The following is a 20,335-nucleotide window of genomic DNA, read 5'->3' as shown; positions in this document are numbered from 1 at the left end:
AGATAGCAAAGCTTTTATGCTAAAAAACCTGATATCGGAAAGAGGATTGATCTATTCACTAATTACCGCCCTGCGAGCGGCGGGAGAAGGGAGGAGGAGACGGGAGCACAGCCCCCGATCCCCCGTAGGTGCTGGGCTTGCCCCAGCTTGGCCGTAAACGGCGAGCACCATATTAAAAAGATAATCCCTTCCCCCATTCGGCCAATAAAAGCCAGTTAATATACGACACGCTCCAGCTAATCGTATAAACCTTAAATAACCAATCGGAGCTTTTTATATTTGTGAGAATACTGTAATTTTGCAGAGGCAAACTTATTCTTCTCTTTCCGAAATGATCGGTATAGTGTAAAATGAACGCCATAGGCGAGGAACGCAAATTTATGGCATAGAGGGATGATGACTTATGAGACAGGGCAACGGCACGGACCTGCTGGGAATGAATGACCCTCGAAGTGCAACTATTGGTGTCATCTATGTTGCTCCCACCGACGATCGCAAAACTGTGCTTCAGGCTATCCTGACGCAGGATAAATTAAATCGCCAGCAAATTGTTATAGTTCTTCCCAATCCCAATAAAGCATTTCAACGTCCGCAGGATTTCGACGACTTAAAGAGAGTGCGGAGTAAGATACAGCGTGAGATGATCTTTGTCTCCCCGAGTGGGCAGGGGCCGGCGGAATTCGCACGCCAGCGGGGCTTCCCCGTCTATGAAAGCCTGGAGGAGTATACGCAGGCGCTGCGCGAGGGCAATGTGCCCGAATCGCTGGATGCCGCGCCAGCCCCCGAGAAGAAAGGGCGTTTCTTTGGTGGCCGGGGCAAGGCGGCGACCACTGGAGCTATCGCGGGCGCGGCCGCCGGGGCCGCAGCCAGTCGCCTGGCGCCACGCGATCCACAATCAACCACAAAATTTAAGGGATCAGACGCAGATCCACAGACGGGCGCGCCAGTCGCCAATACGCCTTCGCCACAGGTTCCTTCGACACCACGTATGCCGGAGACGCCTCATCGTGGCACGCTCGATGATGATGACGATCTGGGTCCAGCCACCGGTCCCGGCGTCGCCGGTGCCGCAGCTATGGGAGCCGGAGCGGGTCTTGCCGCCGAGCGCATGCGTCGCTCCGCCCGTTTAAGCCCGCCTCCCCATGATCTGGATGAGGATGAACCGGAGAATAACGCGCCCGCCGATAATCCGACCCGCAACTCCAGGAGCCTGCGACCAGACCCCAACGCGACCCAGCAGGCGGGGGCGGCCGCGGCCGGTGCCAGCCCTGGCATCATCGATCTGCAGCCCGTCAACCAGCGCACACCAGGAGGCGTTAATCGTACCCCGACGCGCACGCCGGGCCGCTCCAATGAGCCACCGGTAATTGTGCCAACCGAACTGGATGATTCAGATGTGCCACCACCACCTACCCATGGCGCCGGCCGCCGGCGTTCCGGAACCATGGGCGCTGCGGCTGTAGGCGCGGCCGGGCTAGCCGGAGCTGGAGCTGCGGCCGCCGCCAGCCAGCATCCGCAGAGCGCGGCCGCAGCGGGCGGTACCAGCGCCATCCCAGCGCAGCGGCCGCCTTCGGGAGGTCCTCCACCACCACAGCGGCCGGGCCAGCAGCGTCCACGCCGGGGCGCCAGCCGCCTGCTGCAGCTCTTACTCCTGCTCCTCCTCTTGCTAGCGCTGTTTGGGATTTCCTACGGCTATATAGATCCTAACGGCTTCCAAAGCCTGATTGTCCAGCCGGTGTCAAAAATCATTCCTAAGGCTGCCCAGAGCACGACGGCGACCGTGACCATCACCCCGGATAGCCGCGTGGTGACGGACAACTATGTCATGCAGGCCGTGACCAATAATCCCAACGCCCAGCAGCTCCAGGTCAAGCTGCGCGACCTGACAGCCACACCGGACCCGCAGATGCGCCAGGTCACCGCCACCGGTCATACCCAGACGCCAGCCGTTAAAGCCCACGGCACAGTGACATTCAAGAATGGGTCAACCCAGACTTTTACAGTCGGTGCGGGCACAGTCATCCCAACCAAAGCCGGGGTAAGCATCATTACAGATCAGCTGGCACCAATTCCGGCTGCGCAACCAAGTAGTGGCACCTTTGGCTCAATAACAGTCAGGGCACATGCCGTTACAGGTGGCACGATTGGAAACCTTGGCGCGGGAACGCTTAATGGGAATTGTTGCAATGCCAATAACTTCATCTTTGTGAGTAATAATACCTTCACAGGCGGACAGGATCCACAGGATTATACCTTTGTGCAGCAGGGAGATGTCGACGCGGTGGTCAATCCGCTGGTGACGTCACTCTCGAAGCAGGCGCAGTCAGATTTCAACAAGCAGCTGGCCGCCAATGAGCAGCTGGTCGGTGATCCAGTCTGTTCGAAATCGGTGGCGACCAACAAAGGGGAGATCGGCGATCAGGGCCACAATATCACTTCGACAACGGTCACGGTTTCGGCGACCTGTACCGGTATGGCCTACGATCAGAAGGGCGCGCAACAGGTGGCGCAGTCGCGGCTGCAGGCCAAGGCGGCCAGCGATCCCGGCTCCGGCTATGCCCTGGTGGGCAACATTACGTCCCATGTAGATCAGGTGACGCGCAGGCAGGGGAATATCTTCTTGCTGGTCAGCGCGCAGGGAACCTGGGCCTACCAGATTGGGGACGCGCAGAAGTCTCAGCTGGCCCACAATCTGGCGGGCAAGAAGCTGGCGGATGCGCAGGCGTTCTTGAATGGGCAGAAGGGCTTTAAGAGCGCGACAATCAAGTTGAGCGACGATAGCAAGACCATGCCAACCGATCCAAATCAGATCACCATTGATGTGGTCGCTATCCCTGGCTCCAAGGGGGCACCAGGGGGCACCCCTCCGGTCAGCGGGCCAGATGCTACTCCCACACCCTCAGCAGCGCGGGGCTTGATTTCGTCTGCTTCATTGAAAGGATAAACGTGCGTAATGCTGTCTCTTGAGGGCAAGCAACTCGGCAACTACGATATCATCCGCCGGATTCGCGTCGGTGGGATGGGGGCCGTCTATGAAGGACGGCAGCGTACGGCCTTCGATCGCCGTGTCGCGATTAAGGTGATCCTGGGCGATTATGCCGCCGATCCAGATATGCGACGGCGCTTCGCCCGTGAGGCCAGGACGGTCGCTCGCCTCCAGCATCCCCATATTTTGCCGCTGATCGAGTTTGGGGACGAGCAGGGCATCCTGTATCTTGTGATGCCCTATATCGAGGGGGGACGCTCACCAGTTATTTACGCCACCATCTCCCCGACCTGGGTGAGGTGTCAACAATCTATCAACAACTGCTGGACGCGGTCGAGTGCGCCCATGACCATAATTTAATTCACCGCGATATCAAATCCTCGAATGTGCTGTTGGAGCTGCGGCGCAATATGCCTCCCTATGCCTATCTGGCCGACTTTGGCCTGGTGCGGGCGATGCGTCCGGGCGATGCCAGCCAGGTCGGCAAGCCGATCCCCCTTGAGCAGGTGCCGGGGACGCCACACTATATGGCTCCCGAGCAAACGATGGGGATTGTGACACATCTGACCGATATTTATGCCCTGGGTGTGCTGTTATTTCAGATGCTGACCGGCAATCTGCCCTACAATGATCCCGATGAGGTGCGCGTCATCGAGATGCAGATGCACGCTCCTATCCCGTCCCCCTGCGAACACGATGCCTCGATTCCGGTTGAGCTGGATACGGTGGTGAAGACGGCGATGGCCAAGCAGCCGGAGGATCGCTATCCGACCATCGCGGCCCTGCGCGAGGCCTTTCTGGCCGCGGTCCAAGGTCAGCCGCTGCCCCAACCCATTACGGAAGATGTCAAGCCCGCGCGCGCGGCGCTCAGGTCGACCATCCAGCTAGATCCGGAGGAGATGCCGCCCTATGCGGCCCCGGCGGCGCCTGTGGAGCCGCGTCCCCATAAACACGGGGTTCACCCGCGCCGTCCACCGGCTGATCCGCCCCAGCCCATCATTATGCATCAGCGTCACCGCGGCGCCGATAGCCCCGCGCCGGTCGCGGTTAGTCGGGCCGAAGAGCGCATCACCGGAGAGCGGGCGGACAGAACCGAGCGTCCCCATGCCATCGAACGCGGTCGTCAACGGGTGCGCATCACGGAGGAGCCCGTTCGTACGCATGTTCCCAGGCAGCGCCGGCGCTTCCTGCTGCTGCTAGCGGTGGTCGCCGTGCTGCTGCTGATCATGCTCTTGATCTCACGCGTGCTGGGTGCCAGCATCATTCCCGCCAGCGTGCCCCTGCTCGGCGCGCCCGCGACCGCCACCATACGCATCACCCCCAAATCCAGCAACCTGGAGAACGCGTTCTTGCTGACCGCCTCACCGCAGGTGAAGGGGACCGATCTGAACGCGCGCACCATTCCTGACCGCGTGCTCACCACCCTGGATAGCAGCGAGACCATCATTACGACCACTGGCATCAACAAGACCCAGGGTCAGCAGGCGCGTGGCAACGTCCTGTTCGTGAATACATCGCCCAATCCGATCCCGGTCGCCAAGACGCTCATCCTCAACGCGGGCAATGGGGTCCAGATTCAGCTGACGCAGGATGCCACCGTGCCACCAAAGAAGGCGAATCAGCCCGGACACCTCCTTCTGCCAGCGGTCGCCGTGCAGACGGGTCAGGCTGGCAACATCGCCGCCAACGCTATCAGCGGCACCTGCTGCCAGCCCACGCTCTATACCAGCAATCCAGCACCCTTTACGGGAGGCGTGGACGATACCACCACCCAATTCTTCTCGCAAGCCGACCTGGATGGTACCAAAGGCACCCTGTTCGCCAAACTGCAGCAGCAGCTCAAAAGCGATCTGCAGAAGCAGCTCAAGCCGGGCGAGGTCATGGGGGGCGCGGCCGACTACAAGATCGTCGACGTGACCACCAACGTTCCGGTGAACGCGACCGCCGACAAGGTGCAGATTACCATCAAGGCACAGGGGCAGTCGGCGGCCTACCAGAAGAGTACCGCGCAGGATGCGGCCCTCTCCCTGCTCAACAACTACGCTCAGAAAAAGCTCGGCAAGGGCTACCAGCTCCAGGGCCAGGCCACCGTCTCAGGACCCGACAGCACCGAGGCCGGCAAGGGTGGTGTAATCTATCTTACCCTCAAGGCAAGCGGCACCTGGACCTACATCTTCAACGACGATCAGATCCAGAAGCTGCGCCAGCCTATCAAAGGGGCCACCGCCGACGTCGCCAAAACCTACCTGGCGACCCAGCCTGGCGTCGACAGCGTCGACATCCGGCTCCCATTCGGCATCGACCACCTACCCACCAACACCGACGACATCGACATCCTCCTCACCCCCCGCAACGGCTCCTAAACCGACGGGGGGAGCACGCGAGGCTTGTACCCCAATCGGAAAGCGAAATGCCGTAGGTTCGACCCTTGCGGTCGATTTCCCCTTCACGTACGTTAACGCCCATCAAACGGGGGGCCACGGAAACGCATGTGAGATACATGTTCATGCGGCGAGGAGAAATCGACCGCAAGGGTCGAACCTACGGGATTCGCTTTTCTTGTTGCCTGTATTCAGCGGCCTTCTTATGCTGGTACCTCCTCAACATCAATAAGGAGATGATGCAGAGCAGGCCTTCCGAGGCGGCCTCGGCAGACCAGATCCCCGTCAGAGAGAAAAGGCTGGATGCCAGCAAGAGCACCGGCAGTTTGATGAGGATGATGCCCCCGAGCGTGAGCAGTAGCGCTTCCTTTGCCCTGCCAACCGCTTGAAAATAGGCGGCGACCATCAGCGAAACACCGCTCAGCGGACAGGCCAGCGACATCAAGCGCAGGGCCACCTGCCCTTCGGTGATAATCCTGGTCTCCTTTGATAGCAGGGCGATCAGCGTGGCCGGAATCAGCAGGCACAGGCCGCAGACGATCAGCCCGTATACGATCGCTGTACCGAGCGAATAGTTGATGGTTTTGCGCACCCGGCCCAGGCGCTTTTGCCCAAAGTTGTAGCCCAGGATCGGCTGCATCCCCTGCATGATGCCCGTCTGCGGCGTGTTTAGCCCGGCATAGAGCCGGTTGATGATGGCGAAAACTCCCAGCGCGCTGTCTCCACCGATCACCTTCAGCAGGTTGTTGGTGACGATAACCACCAGGCTGGCGCTAATGCTTTTGAAGAACGACGGAAATCCGATGATGATGACCTCGGCCATGATTGACCAGTCCGGCTTGAAATACGCGGCCTTGATCCGGTATGAGCGGTTCTTTTTGAAAAAGAAGAAATAGAAGCTCATTCCGGCCGAGATCGCCTGTCCCATGACCGTTGCCAGGGCCGCCCCGGCAACTCCGGTGTGCAGGACGATGATGAATAGCCAGCAGAAGACGACATTGGCGCTGACGGGGATCATCCACATCGCCGTCGAGTAGCGGATATTGCCGTCCGCGCGGACGATTGTGGAGTAGCCGGTGCTGGTGATGGCGCCGAGGAAGATGATCCGGCCGTATGCGATGGCATAGGGCGCGATGCTGGCCGTCGCTCCTAGCATGGAGACGATCGGCCCGATGAACAGCGCGCCGAATACGGTGATCATGATCGCCACGGTCCAGAAGATCAGGAAGGTATTGGCGACGGTCCTGGACGCCCGCTCGGTCTTCGCCTCACCGAGCGCCCGCGAGACCACCGATGCGCCACCTGCCCCAACGGTCGTGGCCACACCGCCGAGGGCGATCAATACCGGCGAGATGATCGACGCCCCGGCGGCGGCCAGCGAGTTGATGCCAACCGACAGAAAGTAGGTGTCCGTGACGCTGTAGATGGCATAGACCAGCAGCGACAGCGTGGTCTGAGACGACATCTCCCATAGAAGCTTCCCGATCTTCTCCGTGCCCAGGCGTTCAACCCTTGCGGAACCATCCATTGGCGGTCAGTTCTCCTTCAGCCAGTTCATGGCCGGCACCATTAACTGCTTCGCCATGTCGCTGGCAAAGTCGGAATCATAATTTCGGTAGTAGCATTCCGTCTTCATCACCAGGCCGAGATGCAGTGTGTATAGATGGCAGCGCGCATCCTCTTCGTGCGTGAAGGTGGTTTTGCCATAGCCGCGCATGCTTTCGGAGACGCCTCCAGACAAGTCTAACGCCCGGAACTGTGCCTCTATCAAGGGATCGGCCCACAGCGCCCGCTCAAAATCGAGGATGCCGCTGATCTTGCCGTCTTTGACAAAGAAATTCAGATCCCAGGCATCCCAGTGGACCAGGCGCGGCGTGGTGACTGCCTCCAGGGAGGGGGCGTGCTTGAGGATGGTCGCGCGAATCTCGTCGATGGGGTAACCAAAATCCGCGTCTTTCCTGGCGCCATCTGCCAACACCGCGTCCATGATCTTGATGAACGCCTCTTTCCAGCTCGCACCGCGCAGGTCGCTGTTGCCATCATAGCCGAAATATGTGCCTGTAAAACCGTTGATCTCGCGGATGATCACGCCGATCTGCTGGTCGATCTGCGCCTGCAATTCCGGTGCCAGAGACGCCTTCACATGTTCGTAGTTGTCCCCGCTCAGCTTCTCCATGAAGTAATAATCGGCGTCGCACACGTCCAGGTCTGTGTCAAAAAAATAGATCTCCGGCACCGGGATGGTCGGGTTCTCACGCACCAGGCGCATAGAGGCCACCTCGGTCTCCATGATATTCTTCTCATACGCCAGCACTTCAACATCCCTGAGCGGCGCGATCTTTAAGATGACCTCCCTGCCATCAGACAGCCGGACGTCATAGGCTGCGTTAAACCAGCCTTCCTTTAGCTCACGCACAGCGTCTTCACCGACCGCCAGCGTGGTCCCGCCAAATGCCTTCTCGGCCATGCGGGCCACCTGCTCCCGCGTCTTCCTGTTTTTTGTCTTGCTCTCCATGTGATCCCTCTCTTTACCGATCCAAAACCGGGCCATATCCGCCTATCCAAACGGATATGGCCCCTGATCGTCAACGCAAACACGACACGACCCCGTAACGGCGACCTTCGTGGTCGCCTGCTACTTCCGGCCCCGTCCCATTAAAATCACCCCTCACCAGACAACGCAGGCACGATAAAATCCGGGATCATGGCTCGAATCCTGTTGTGCTGCTCATTGTCCTTCCGTGCCTGCTCGACCGATGCGGCGGTAACAACAACCAGGTCAAGCGCGGGAACAACATAAATATATTTACCACCATAGCCGGAGGCGAAGAAGGCATGCAGATTATGTACCTGCTCTATCCACCACAGATAGCCATAGCGCGCGTTGACTGGCGGGCCACCACTGCTCTGCTCGCGCGTGGATTCCTCCACGTACTCCTCCGGAATGATCTGCGCTCCATCCCATTGCCCACCATTGAGATAGAGGAAGCCCAGTTTCGCCATCTCGCGCGCCGTAAAGTGCGCCCCGAAGCTCCCGGTACTATTGCCCTGGCCGTTGACCTTCCAGGGATAGCCGTCTTTCTCATCCCATAGCGCATCTCCGTGCCAGGTATGTGGCCCCATCCCCTCCTGCTTCCAGGCGAAGCGCGTATCTTCGTCGCGCCAGATCCCCAGCGTTTGAAACAGCGTCTGGTCGGCAAACTCGGCTACGTGCATCCCTGTCACGCGCTCAATTACCCCGGCCAGGATATCAACGCTGAGATTGTCGTAGAAAAAACGCTGACCAGGCGGCTCCGCCATCGGCCTTTGAAGTGCGGAGCGTAAGATCTCACGCCAGAACTCATGAGGATACTCTTCGCTAAAGCCAGTCTGCAGGCTTAGCAGGTGGCGCAGGGTAATGACCTGCTTGCGCGGGTCATGTTCCTGCGCGGCAATCTCCGGGAAAAAGTCCAGCATATGCTGATCCAGGCTCTCAATCTTTCCCTGCGCCAGCGCCACACCGATCAGGGCACCAATAAAGCTCTTCGTCGCCGAGCTAATCGAATGCAAGCTCCCCTGATGAAATCCCTGATAATAGCGCTCAAAAGCTAGCTTGCCATGACGCACAACCAGTAAAGCATGCAATCCCGGCAGGTATTCATCAATATATGCCTGTATGCGCACAAGTGGATCTGACCGAAAACCCACGGCCCGTGGCTCGCACACCTGCCACTCAGTCGTCGGCCAGTACGTACGCCGTGGAACGAAATACGGCATAAACATCTCCAGTACGCAAATATCGCGAATTCATGCACATATCATACCACCTCCACGTACGCAATGCCCCACCGTAGGTTCGGCCCTCGCGCCCACTATATTCAACTTTAGAACGGGCAAAAAGAAACACGACCATAGTACGTGCGGGGCTTGCCCCCGCTTGCTTCCTCGCCATTCATCAATGCAGGCTTCTGATGATACAGAACATATTTCTTGTTGCTTATTCGAGCAGGAAGAACAAAAGCGGGGGCAAGCCCCGCACGTACTGCAATCTTTTCTTTTTTTGCACGATCTAAAATTGAATGTATTGGCTCTCGCGGCCGATTGCCATCCCGCGATGTCAGGCGCCGGCATCCTCCAGAGCCTGGGCGTGCTCATTGTTGTGGTCGGTCGAGGCCAGCACCCACTCGTGAGCCAGCCCGCCCTCATTAAAATGACGCCCATCCAGGGCATCTAACAGGCTTACCAGACGCTGATGGGCCTGCCTGAACGATGCCTCGACCTGCTCAAATGTCTGCCCCTGAGCCTGTGCCAGCGCGCTGACGTTAAACTCCGTGGTATCATAGTCTTTGCTCCCGGCACCGGCCAGTAAAGCCGGAATGCGCTGCGATCCCTCAACCTCCCAGGCCGCGAGATGCGCGACCACCTCCCACGCGCCCCAGCCATCCGGCAGGGTCACCCCGCGCGCGAACGCATCCTGCGCCGCACGTAGCACGCGATTATACGCCTGCTCAAAATCTTGCAGCATCCGCTGTTTCATCAGCCAATAATTCCTTTGCTCTGGAATCCCCGCATCTATACGGAATAAAAAAATATAGACCTATTATAGCGGATCAGCAACGAATAGTCTCTACTTTACAACGTAGAAAAACCATAGGTTCGGCCCTCGCGCCCGATTTCCTCTCCCACCCACCTAAACGCCCCCCATGGGTCACTGTCGGCCGGGCAGCAGGGGGCGCTGACGTACGCTCTGGATGAAGGCCTGAGCACGCGGTTCATGGGGAAAGACCTTGACCAGGACCTGCTGGTATTCGGTGAAGCGCTGGTTGAGCATGCTGGAATCGATATCTGCGAGCAAGGGGACCAGGTTTTTGGCGGCGCCCAGGCTGGCTTCGAGTTCGCGCTTGCGAGCATAGGCTTCGGCCAGCGGGACCAGCGTGCGAGCGCGGCGAATAATCCAGGCCTCTGGCTGCTGCCGCAGGGCGGTCTCCAGGTGGTTGATGGCGCGTGAGTAGTGCTTGAGGTTGAGCATACTGCTGCCAGACATCTGCTGCCATTGCGCGGCGTCGAACTCTTCGTCGGGTCCCAGCTTCTCCAGCAGTTGGGATGAGGCATCCAGCTTCTCTTCAGTCTGGTAAGCGTCCTGCAGGAGCGAGGCGTTGTAGGCCCAGTCGGCCAGTAGATGGGCGCGCAGGCGGACGTATTCTTCGCTCTGCTCATTGGCGATCAGGCGCAAGGCGGCCTCGATGTTGGCGATGGCGGGCACATACTGGCCGCGTACGTTGGCGACAATGGCCTGCCAGTTCAGGTTCTGGGCCATGTTCCAGATGTCAGCCCCCTCCAGGGCGGCGATGTGGGCCCGCGTGTAGGCCTGCTGCGCGGCGGCGTAAGACCCCTGCAGGTAGGCGGCGGCCCCGATCAGGTTGTAGAGGGCGGCATACAGACTGTAGCGCAGCTCGGGGAAGATCAGGTCGTGCGTCTGCTGCACCAGGTAGAGTTGGGCCTGGGCCGAGACCAGCACCTCGGTCGGGCGCATGGTCTGGAAGCGCTGCCAGCCTTCAGCTACGCTCTCCTGCAACGTGGTACACAGCCGCGTGCGCTCTTCCATTGAGATATGTTTGTCGGATGACGGAACAAGATCGCCTATGCGTGTAATCTTCTGCCGTACGCTCGGGGGCATGCCCTGGGCGCCGCGCAAAACGACGCGTAGCGAGTTGAGCACCTCTTCCATGGTCCAGCCCGCTTCAAACAGCGTTGAGAGCTCGGTGGCGTTGAGGGCCAGCCAGGCGCCCGCCCGCTGCTCCTGGGCGATCTCGGGCTCTCGCGGCATCGGCTCTGGCCCCTGGTGCGACGTCTTCTGCTGCACCAGCAGGGGCAGGTGTAGCGACTGCGATGGAGAGGCGGACGCGCTGGCCTCTGGAGCAGGCTCCTGGTTGCTCTGAGACTCATCTTCAACCAGTCCAAGCTCTTTGGCGCTCATCCCAAAGTACTGGCACAGGCGGCGACGCGATTCAGCATTGATCGAGTAGTTGTGTTCGGCGCGCCAGACAGTCGATGAGCCGATACGGGCTTCATCGGCAAGCTGCTTAATAGTCAGGTTGCGCAGACAACGAGCAGTACGCAAAAGACTTGTACCCATGTGCTTTCCCCCCAGTGGAATGGTGAGACATCTACCGTAGATATGAGTTGCCTCGATTGTACGTCCTGTACAAAAAGTACATGCTCTCTGTGCCAGTTAAATACGTCACTGTATCTATACTCAAGCGTTGCCGCCCTCGCCACATATACCACAATATTTCTATTTATTATAACAATACCATATCCTCTTTTTCAGTAGATACATTGTATACCTTTAGGGCTATGTGAAGTGAATAAAAAATGATAAAGCAATCATCAGTTTTTATTCAGTCGCTTGCGCTCGGTTGACCCTTGTGCGGCCCATCCTGTATTTATTAGGTGTATCCTTTTCTCGCCATAGTTGGCGGGATCATTTCGAAAGGAGAAGCTATGCTCATCACATCTGTTCATAGACTGAACATCCGGCGACATGGTCGCGCTCTGGTGATGATTGGAGCATTGGCGATGCTTATCAGTGTGAGTGTATTCCAATTTCAGGCCAATCAGGCTAAGGCTGCCGGGACTGGATACTGGCATACGAATGGGGCCCAGATCCTGGATTCCAATAATCAACCGGTAAGAATCGCTGGCATCAACTGGTTCGGGTTTGAGACCTCTAATTATGTTGCCCACGGACTCTGGTCGCGCAGCTACAAAGATATGCTCGATCAGATTAGTAGCCTGGGCTACAATACGATCCGCCTCCCCTATTCTAACCAGCTATTTGACGCGGGGAGTACACCGAACGGGATCGATTTTAGCAAGAATCCGGACCTGCAGGGGCTGAGCGGCATCCAGATTATGGATAAGATCATTAATTATGCGGGCCAGAAGGGACTACGCATTATTCTGGATCAGCATCGGCCTGACTCGGGGGCGCAGTCGGCCCTCTGGTATACCTCGGCCTATCCTGAGTCGCGCTGGCTCTCGGACTGGAAGATGCTGGCGCAGCGCTATGCCAACAATCCAACGGTGATCGGCGCCGATCTGCACAATGAGCCGCACTCTCCGGCCTGCTGGGGCTGCGGCGATCCGGCTAACGACTGGCAGGCCGCCGCGACGCGCGCGGGCAACGCCATTCTATCGGTCAATTCAAACTGGCTGATCTTTGTGGAGGGCGTGGACTGCTATGGTGCTGGTGGCGCGGCCAGCGGCGATTGCTACTGGTGGGGCGGCAACCTGGAGGGCGTGGCGACCAAGCCGGTACAGCTAAATGTGGCCAATCGCGTGGTCTATTCGGCCCACGACTATCCGGCCAGCGTCTACAACCAACCCTGGTTTAGCGATCCCACCTATCCCAACAATCTGCCATCTGTATGGGACAAACATTGGGGCTATATCGCCAGGCAGAATATCGCTCCTGTCTGGCTGGGCGAGTTCGGCACCAAGCTGCAGACGCAGTCTGACCAACAGTGGTTGACGGCCCTGACCAACTACCTGGGCAAAGGCTCCGGTGGCATCAACTGGACCTTCTGGTGCTGGAATCCCGATTCCGGCGATACGGGCGGCATCCTCAACGACGACTGGACCACGGTCAATCAGGCTAAACAGAACTACCTGACGCCGATCGAGTTCTCGCTGACCAGCGGCGGCCCTCCACCCACGCCCACGCCGGTGGGTCCGACGCCAACGCCGAAACCACCTACTCCGACGCCGACGCCGGGCAATCCGACCCCGACGCCAACGCCACCCACGCCCACGCCGACACCTGTTCCCGGTGTCTCGCTGCAGATCAACTATCACGATGGCGATAGTGGCACCGCGACCAACAACAGTATCCGGCCGCTGGTAGAGGTCGTCAACAAAGGCCAGAGCGCCATCAACCTCAGCGACGTCACCATCCGCTACTGGTACACCATCGACGGCAACCAGAGCCAGACCTTTACCTGCGACTATTCGGGCATCGGCTGCGGCAACATCAGCGGCAAGTTCGTCCCGGTCTCGGGCCGAACCAACGCCGACTACTATGTGGAGATCGGCTTCACCTCCGGCGCGGGCAGCCTGGCCGCCGGCGCGACCAGCCCCGAGATCCAGGATCGCTTCAACAAAAACGACTGGTCCAACTACAATCAGTCCAATGACTATTCCTACAACGGCAGCCAGCTCAGCTATGCTCCGGCTCCGAAGATCACCGCCTACTACCAGGGTCACCTGGTCTGGGGCACCGAACCATAAACCCCTTTCGGCCCTTGACCCTTTGACCCACGGGGACCACGTTTACGTAGACGTAGACGTGGTCCCCTTCTCGTCCCCCGCAAACCGGAACGCCCCCGCAAACCGGAACGCCCCCGCAAACCGGAACGCCCCCGCAAACCGGAACGCCCCCGCAAACCGGAACGCCCCCGCAAACCGGAACGCCCCCGCAAACCGGAACGCCCATGTAGGGTCGACCCTCGAGGTCGACCGGCCCGCGAGCGTCAGCGATTGCGGGCCACGTACCCGGCCGGTTCGGCTTCCCGTGGGAACCATCTCGCCCCACGTGGTACCCCAGGAGGAACGTTGGCTTCTTGGTTCGTGTGCGCAACGTTCCCCTCAGAGAACCACGTTTCCCGGCGTGGAAGGCAGGGGAAGCGGGATCTTTGGGGTACGTGGGCTGCCGCCGCTGGCGCTGGCAGCCCGGTCGACCTCGAGGGTCGACCCTACGTGGGCGTTTCTCGTTGGTGAGGCATTTCGTGTTTCTTGTCGCCTGCTCTTTTGCAAAACATGAATGGCACCCGGATCCCTCAGCCTCTTGCAACATTCAGGATGTTATATACTACCTGGAAGACAAACACAGCTGTGCTTGTCTGTTGCAAAAGAGACGAGGGAAAACGTGTATTTATTTCTTGGGTACTTGCTTGTGATAAACATCCTGACTTTTATCATCTATGGCCAGGATAAGCGTGCAGCCAAAATGGGAACGCGCCGAGTTCCAGAGAACGTCTTATTGTTCCTGGCCTTTATTGGAGGCACCCCGGCCGCCTATGCCGCACGGGCCTACTTCAGGCATAAGACGATCAAACAGCCCTTCAGCACACGGCTGCACTTGATCCTCATCTTCCAGATAGTAGTAGTGGTACTCTCTCTGTTCTTCTTCTTCCGGGGACAGGCTTAGTCCAGGGGCGATCAGAACTGGTAGCGGGTCTGACTACGACCTATAACGAATGTGAAGGCCCTGGTGGGTTTAACGGAGAACACGAGGTTAGAATCTGTGAGAACTCGTTGTGTCTCTTCATCGTAAAGGTAAAAATAACCGTTGCGCACCTGGTATGGCCAGTCTCCATCCCACTTGGTCGCCCACACCGAGGCTAAGCGTTCAAGTGTGTCCTGATCAGTGATCTGCACGGCGTCGCCCTCAACCACCACGGTGAGGTCCCCCTTCTGGTTGCCGCCGGTCGTCAGTATGACGTGCGGGTTTCCACGCAGGTTGACCGTCTTCTGTGCGGTCTCAGTAGCGGTAAAGTGGATGGCATCGTCGTGCCACACGGCCACAAGCGGCGTGACATGAGGGCGACCGTCGGCTCGCACTGTTGAGAGGCAGAACAGATCGGCTGTTTCCAGTGCCTGACGCGTCTGCTCCCATGGTGTAACTCCTCCGCTTTGAGCTTGAGTGTCGGGTGTTGTGATAGGTTCGTTCATCCTCAGAATTCCTTTCAATGGTCAATGATGCAACCTGGTAGCTCTGTATCCCCTGTTCTGTGGGGGAGTATAGCATGCGAACCCGCAAAAAACTTCTTCGATCTTGCTCGTTATGTTCAGGACGAGAAAAGACCACAGTACGTGCAGGGCTTGCCTCCGCTTGCTTGCTCGCCGCTCGAAAATGCAACCAACAGAATGCGATGCATCGCATGCAACTGTTCCTGATCGCTTTGGAGAAGCCTTTCCTTGTGGGAAGCAAACAAGCGGGGACAAGCCCCGCACGTACTGCATCTCTTTCTATTTGTGCATTTCCTTACGTTGAAAATATGGAGCCTCGCGCCCGCTTTCCTCTTCGAATACGGAACGTTCGGGCACGAGGCCGCTACGCGGCAAAGTCAGGGCAACCCCGGCACCACCTACGACGCGGTGAAGGTGATGGGCAGCGATTGGATGACGTAGACGATGCCGGCGCGCACGACAATAGGCACGTCGGGGACACGCCTGATGTCCTTCAGTTGCTCAAGCATCATAGGTAGCAGGATGCGCGCCTCCAGGCGGGCCAGAGGGGCTCCGATGCAGAAGTGGATGCCGTGGCCGAAGGTGAGGTGACGGTTAGGTTCACGTCTGGCATCAAAGTGATCCGGATTGGGAAACTGCTCGGGATCGCGGTTGCCGGAGGCGTTCCAGACCAGGACGATGGAGTTGGCGGGGATGGTCTGGCCGCCAAATTCGGCGTCGCTGGCCGTGCGGCGGAAGGTGAACCAGACCGGCGGCAGGTAGCGCAGCACCTCTTCGATGGTGCTCGGCATCAGGGCCGGATCTTGCCGCAGGCGCTGCTGCAGATCCAGATCCTCGGTAAAGCAGTACAGGGCGTTGGCGATCAGGTTCTTGGTGGTCTCTTGACCGGCGGCTAGCAGCAGGATGCAGAAGCTGACCAGTTCGTTCTCGTTCAAGCGCTCACCGTCTATCTCGGCCACGCTCAGACTGCTGATCAGATCCTCGCGCGGCGAGCGTCGCCGCTCGTCCAGCAAACGGGAGAAGTAGTCGTACATCTGACTTTCCATCGTCTGACGCGCCTTCATCATCTGCTCAGGGGAGGACTGCTGTCGCTGCTGCTGCTGTTCTCCACCATCCTCCGCCCCGGCCCAGCGCCGGAAGATATCCCAGTCGTTGGCGGGCACGCCGAGCAGTTCGGCGATCACCTTGGCGGGAAACGGGAAGGCGATATCCTTGACCACGTCCATCTTGCCATTGGCGCGTACGTCGTCGAGCAGACCCTGCGCGATCTCGGTTACGCGGCCCGAGAGATGGTTGACGGCGCGCGGCGTGAAAGCCTGATTGACCAGATTGCGCAGCTTGCGATGGTACGGCGGGTCCTTCGCCACCACGGTCCCCTTCAAAAACGTTCCCTCGGAGAAGCCAGGTACGTTCTCAGACGAGAAGTGAACCGTATCGGTCAGCACCTGCCGGATATCATCGTAGCCAAAAATATGCCATGTATTCGACTGCTCCTCATGATACACCGGCTGACTGCGCCTCATCGCATCAAACCATTGAAAGCTCTGTAGCGTCTGCTCGATCGGAAGCACCTGGAACGGGGAGAATCCTCCTCTTCTCTGGCCTTGCTGTTGCATGGATAGAACCTTTCTACCTAATTAGTAACTACTCCTTTGTTTACGAAGGAGATCGTACAAAAGTTTTTCTTTCCCTATCATAATCACCAACGTGGTATACATCAAAGAGCGGGTATTTCTTTCTTTTCTCCATCGCCACCTTTATGATTTTCAAATATGATTTTCAAAAAGATTTCCTTATTCAGGACCGTTCTTTGCCGCAATTCTTGCTATACTCCTTTTAGTGAGGAAAGGCGAGGTTGCGCGCCTCCGGCCCCTGACTCTACGCACCTACGGTGCTCAGAAGTTTTATATATGGGCTGGAGCAAAAACGCGCGTTTAACGCGCGTTTTTGCTCCAGCCCATATATAAAACAAGGGCGACCGCATACGCGGTCTCCCGTGCGGGAGTGCTCAAGCTCACTATCCATATATCATTGCCAAAACATCATTTAAAAAGAGGAGAAGCAATTATGCAGCACGGCTTTGGTTTGCTCGGCATCTATGTGCAGGATATTGAAAAGGCAAAGGCTTTCTATGTTGATTTTCTGGGCATGCAGCTGGTGCCAGAAAACTCCACCCCGACATTTATCTACCTGAACCCTGTTAAAGGGACCCCAATCCTGCTGCAGGCGGCCTCAACCCTGCCGGAGGGATTCTCGGCCCAGGCGGGCGGCTATGAACTGAATCTGGAGGTCGATGACCTGGATGCGGCCCGCCAGGCCTGGGAAGCCCGTGGCGTGGAGATCCTGACCGCCAATCAGGATATGGGGATCGGACGCTGGTTCCGTGCCAGTGGTCCCGAGAACCAGCTCATCAGCGTCTACCAGATGTATTCCTGATCATCATATGTTCGGACCTCGCGTCCGATTTAGCCTCGCTCTATCAGTCCTCGGAGGCCAGGGGAAGGGTAAACCAGAAGGTGGACCCCTCCCCTTTGATGCTGTGGACCCCCACCTGGCCTCCGTGCCATTCAACAATCGTGCGGCAGAGATAGAGGCCCAGACCCAGACCGCCGCCGGCGCCATACTGGACCTCGATGCCCTTGACGCGGTGGAAGCGCTCCCACACCTCCTGCTGCTCCTGTGGGGTGAGCCCTGGACCGTGATCCTTCACCGCCACGCACACCAGCATCCCTTCTCTGCTCACCCAGAGCTCCACCGGCTGATCTGGGGCGGAATACTTCAGGGCGTTGCCCAGATAATTACTGACCACCTGCCCGATGCGGTCAGCATCCGCGGTGATCGCGATCTCCTCTTCGTCCGCCGTATAGAGCTCGATGGTGCGCTCGGGAGCCAGGTAGCGGATATCCTGCAGAGCCATATCGACAATCTTGCACATATTCGTGGGCCGCATAATCATCTCCAGCCGGTTGGCGCGGATACGCGAGACATCCAGCAGATCGGAGATCATGCGGTCCTGGGCGACCGCCCGTTGGACAGCTTCCTCAAGAGGCTGGCGCAGGCGGTGCAGCGTCGTCTCCGTCATCTGCGGGTCCTCCTGCTGCCTGCTCAGCGTCTCTATACGCCGCAGCACCAGCTGGACACAGCCGCGAAATCCGGTCAGGGGAGTCCTCAGCTCGTGGCTGGCCAGACTTAAGAAAGCATCGAAACGATTATTGGACTCGTGCAGCACCAGCTCGCTGGCCCGCGTCTGCGCCCAGGCGTGCAGCAGGCGCACGCGTTCGAGTACCAGCGCCGCCATGTTGGCCAGCGCCTTCACCAGCTCGATCTCTTCATTGCTATATCCCTGCTCTGGTCCCCGATCAATACCAAAGACGCCGATCAGTTGCCCCTCCAGTAGCATGGGGGCGACCAGAAAGTTGCTTATCCCGTAGGTGGGACGCGCAAATGATCGCTTGCCAAAGTCACAGATCACCACCTGATTGGCCAACAGGCGGCCAATGCATCCCTCGTCAAGATAATCGGAGAGGATGGAACTGTTCATATCTTGTTGGACCATGGCGGCGATCTCGCGCGGGAACCCGCTGATCCCAACCATCTGCATACGCGCATCAGAACCTTCCAGCGCGACCAGGCCCACCATCTTACAATTGAGTATCTGGCAGAGCGCGTCGGTGAGGTGCTGACCCACTACCGGGAGCGAGACCGCGACGAAGCCTTCCTCTGTCGTGGTCTGATCCGCTTGCAGGGGCAACGAAACCATCGTCTCCATCATATAGGACAATGTGTGAAATGCCTGGCGGATGCGGCGCTCCTGGTCGTGGCGCGCAGTCACATCCCGCAAGATCACGACCACACCCGTGAGGCATCCTTCGTGATCATGCAAAGGTGTCAGTGTCAGGTCGATGTAGCGCTCTCGTCCGGAAGGAAAACGTACCAACTGGTTGGTTCTGCGGGTCTTTGATGCTATTTCCCCTTTCAGCATACGAAGTATGGGAAGTTGCTCGGGCGGGATAGGCTGTACAGTATCCCCATCGATCTGGTAGATCTGGTAACCATGGAAAAGTTCGGCGAAAGCTTTGCCCACGCACTGTTCTTTCGCCTCAAACTCCAGCAGGGTACAGGCCGCGTCATTAATCCGCAACACCGTCCCATCAGCGTTATAGATGATGATGCCATCCATCGCGGCATCGAACACGGTATGCAGCAGGCTGCCGAGCGCCAGGGTCTCCTGCTGCGCGTGCTGCAAGGCTGTCTGCGCGGCCCGTTCGCGCGCCAGCAGCGTCACCCGTTCCTGTTCGAGTCGGTGCTGAAGGGTAAGATCCTCAATCCAGGCGAAGAAATACAGCGGGAAGCCCTGGGAATGCCACACCAGAGTGGCGGTCACTTTGAGCCACAGGCACTGTCCGTTGGGATGTGTATGGGCGACTTCATACACCATATGCTGCATATTGCCCATCAGCATCTGACACAGGCTTAGATTGATCATCGCTCGCAGATTAGCGGGTAACACATGGTGGAGTCTGCGCCCGATAAGCTCGCTGCGTGGGTAGCCGACGATCTGACAATACCGTTCGTTGGCCTCGATGATATGCCGGTCCAGGGAGAGGCAGACCATGCTCAGCGGAGCTTGCGTAGCTGCCCCATTGGATAAGAGCAGCTCTGGCGCGATAGAGGGTTCCACCAGGAACGCCGGTTCTCGCTCGGTACTTACCCAGCTTACCCAGCCTTCCAGCAGGTCCGCGTCCTTGAGCAAAGGAACGCAAAGCTGTGTGACGACCTGCTCTTGCCTCTCCACAGTCCGTAATCGGTAGCTGACGGTAAACGTCCTGACGCGCCACCCCGCCTCCCTCCACGCACGTTTTACCCGTTCACGATCATCAGCATGTACAGCCATCAGCCATTCCCACAGCTGTTTCGTTTCCTCAACCTGCCCTGTAAAGCTCGACCAGAGCGATCGGCTCTCCGGCGCCAGAGCGCTTCCGTCATGTGTCCAGAGCAATTGTAGGACGCTGCCCTTCTCTGCCTGTGTCGATAGTTCCATCGCGGTATCTCCTGGTCTCCTGCATCCGGCATCTCCTCCTTTTGCAGGTGAACCATAGATAAATAATGTATCGCTGGCAAATCCTACACCAAACTCTCTATTGCGGCAACCTGATGCAGAGCGCGATTGGATATATTCTCGGAGGAAAACTGTAGCTATGGCGTATTGCATCGCTGTACAATCTGATCAGGGAATCAA

The 20,335-nt window shown here is 58.2% G+C and carries 13 protein-coding genes and 1 pseudogene; 6 read left to right on the top strand and 8 right to left on the bottom strand.

Annotated elements, in window-relative coordinates:
- Nucleotides 1-403: 403 nt before the first annotated feature.
- From AABA21_RS37725 to AABA21_RS37715, 3 genes and pseudogenes are all read left to right on the top strand, one after another.
- Nucleotides 404-2,944 carry a hypothetical protein gene (locus AABA21_RS37725; protein WP_338258150.1) on the top strand — a complete coding sequence of 847 codons (2,541 nt, stop codon included), beginning with the start codon at nucleotides 404-406 and terminating at the stop codon, nucleotides 2,942-2,944.
- A 9-nt stretch (nucleotides 2,945-2,953) separates the two neighbouring features.
- Nucleotides 2,954-3,717 (top strand): annotated as a pseudogene (locus AABA21_RS39665) (serine/threonine protein kinase); the annotation flags it as partial.
- Between the two features lie 9 nt (nucleotides 3,718-3,726).
- A complete protein-coding gene (locus tag AABA21_RS37715; RefSeq protein ID WP_479430366.1) occupies nucleotides 3,727-5,349 on the top strand; it encodes a baseplate J/gp47 family protein in 1,623 nt (540 codons plus the stop codon).
- 178 nt (nucleotides 5,350-5,527) lie between these two features.
- On the opposite strand, the gene AABA21_RS37710 is transcribed toward AABA21_RS37715, so the two are convergent.
- From AABA21_RS37710 to AABA21_RS37690, 5 genes are all read right to left on the bottom strand, one after another.
- Nucleotides 5,528-6,895 carry an MATE family efflux transporter gene (locus AABA21_RS37710; protein ID WP_338258145.1) on the bottom strand — a complete coding sequence of 456 codons (1,368 nt, stop codon included), beginning with the start codon at nucleotides 6,893-6,895 and terminating at the stop codon, nucleotides 5,528-5,530.
- 6 nt (nucleotides 6,896-6,901) lie between these two features.
- Entirely contained in the window at nucleotides 6,902-7,918 is a 1,017-nt protein-coding gene (locus AABA21_RS37705; protein WP_338258144.1) for a phosphotransferase family protein, read from the bottom strand.
- Between the two features lie 110 nt (nucleotides 7,919-8,028).
- On the bottom strand, nucleotides 8,029-9,123 hold the full coding sequence (locus tag AABA21_RS37700; RefSeq protein ID WP_338258143.1) for a serine hydrolase domain-containing protein: 1,095 nt from the start codon (nucleotides 9,121-9,123) through the stop codon (nucleotides 8,029-8,031).
- Nucleotides 9,124-9,463: 340 nt separating this feature from the next.
- The gene (locus AABA21_RS37695; RefSeq protein ID WP_338258142.1) at nucleotides 9,464-9,883 is read right to left on the bottom strand and encodes a DinB family protein; all 420 of its coding nucleotides are present in this window, start codon (nucleotides 9,881-9,883) and stop codon (nucleotides 9,464-9,466) included.
- 171 nt (nucleotides 9,884-10,054) lie between these two features.
- A complete protein-coding gene (locus tag AABA21_RS37690; protein ID WP_338258141.1) occupies nucleotides 10,055-11,482 on the bottom strand; it encodes a helix-turn-helix transcriptional regulator in 1,428 nt (475 codons plus the stop codon).
- 368 nt (nucleotides 11,483-11,850) lie between these two features.
- Here AABA21_RS37690 and AABA21_RS37685 point away from each other — a divergent pair, with 368 nt between their 5' ends.
- Complete coding sequence (locus AABA21_RS37685; protein ID WP_338258140.1) at nucleotides 11,851-13,635, top strand: cellulase family glycosylhydrolase; 1,785 nt, start codon at nucleotides 11,851-11,853, stop codon at nucleotides 13,633-13,635.
- Between the two features lie 532 nt (nucleotides 13,636-14,167).
- Nucleotides 14,168-14,554, top strand: a complete 387-nt coding sequence (locus tag AABA21_RS37680; protein WP_338258138.1) for a DUF1294 domain-containing protein — start codon at nucleotides 14,168-14,170, stop codon at nucleotides 14,552-14,554.
- Nucleotides 14,555-14,565: 11 nt separating this feature from the next.
- Here the strand turns inward: AABA21_RS37680 and AABA21_RS37675 are convergent, their stop codons facing one another.
- Together AABA21_RS37675 and AABA21_RS37670 are read right to left on the bottom strand one after the other, a co-directional pair.
- Entirely contained in the window at nucleotides 14,566-15,078 is a 513-nt protein-coding gene (locus AABA21_RS37675) for a pyridoxamine 5'-phosphate oxidase family protein (RefSeq protein ID WP_338258136.1), read from the bottom strand.
- Nucleotides 15,079-15,494: 416 nt separating this feature from the next.
- Complete coding sequence (locus tag AABA21_RS37670; RefSeq protein ID WP_338258134.1) at nucleotides 15,495-16,712, bottom strand: cytochrome P450; 1,218 nt, start codon at nucleotides 16,710-16,712, stop codon at nucleotides 15,495-15,497.
- Nucleotides 16,713-17,163: 451 nt separating this feature from the next.
- On the opposite strand from AABA21_RS37670, the gene AABA21_RS37665 reads away from it, so the two are divergent.
- A complete protein-coding gene (locus AABA21_RS37665; RefSeq protein ID WP_338258133.1) occupies nucleotides 17,164-17,532 on the top strand; it encodes a VOC family protein in 369 nt (122 codons plus the stop codon).
- 43 nt (nucleotides 17,533-17,575) lie between these two features.
- On the opposite strand, the gene AABA21_RS37660 is transcribed toward AABA21_RS37665, so the two are convergent.
- Nucleotides 17,576-20,137, bottom strand: coding sequence for a PAS domain-containing protein (locus AABA21_RS37660; protein ID WP_338258131.1), 2,562 nt, complete (start codon nucleotides 20,135-20,137; stop codon nucleotides 17,576-17,578).
- Nucleotides 20,138-20,335 lie beyond the last annotated feature (198 nt).

Source organism: Dictyobacter halimunensis (assembly GCF_036245075.1).
The sequence above is the reverse complement of the archived record's forward strand: the minus strand, read 5'-3'. Positions and strand labels throughout refer to the sequence as shown.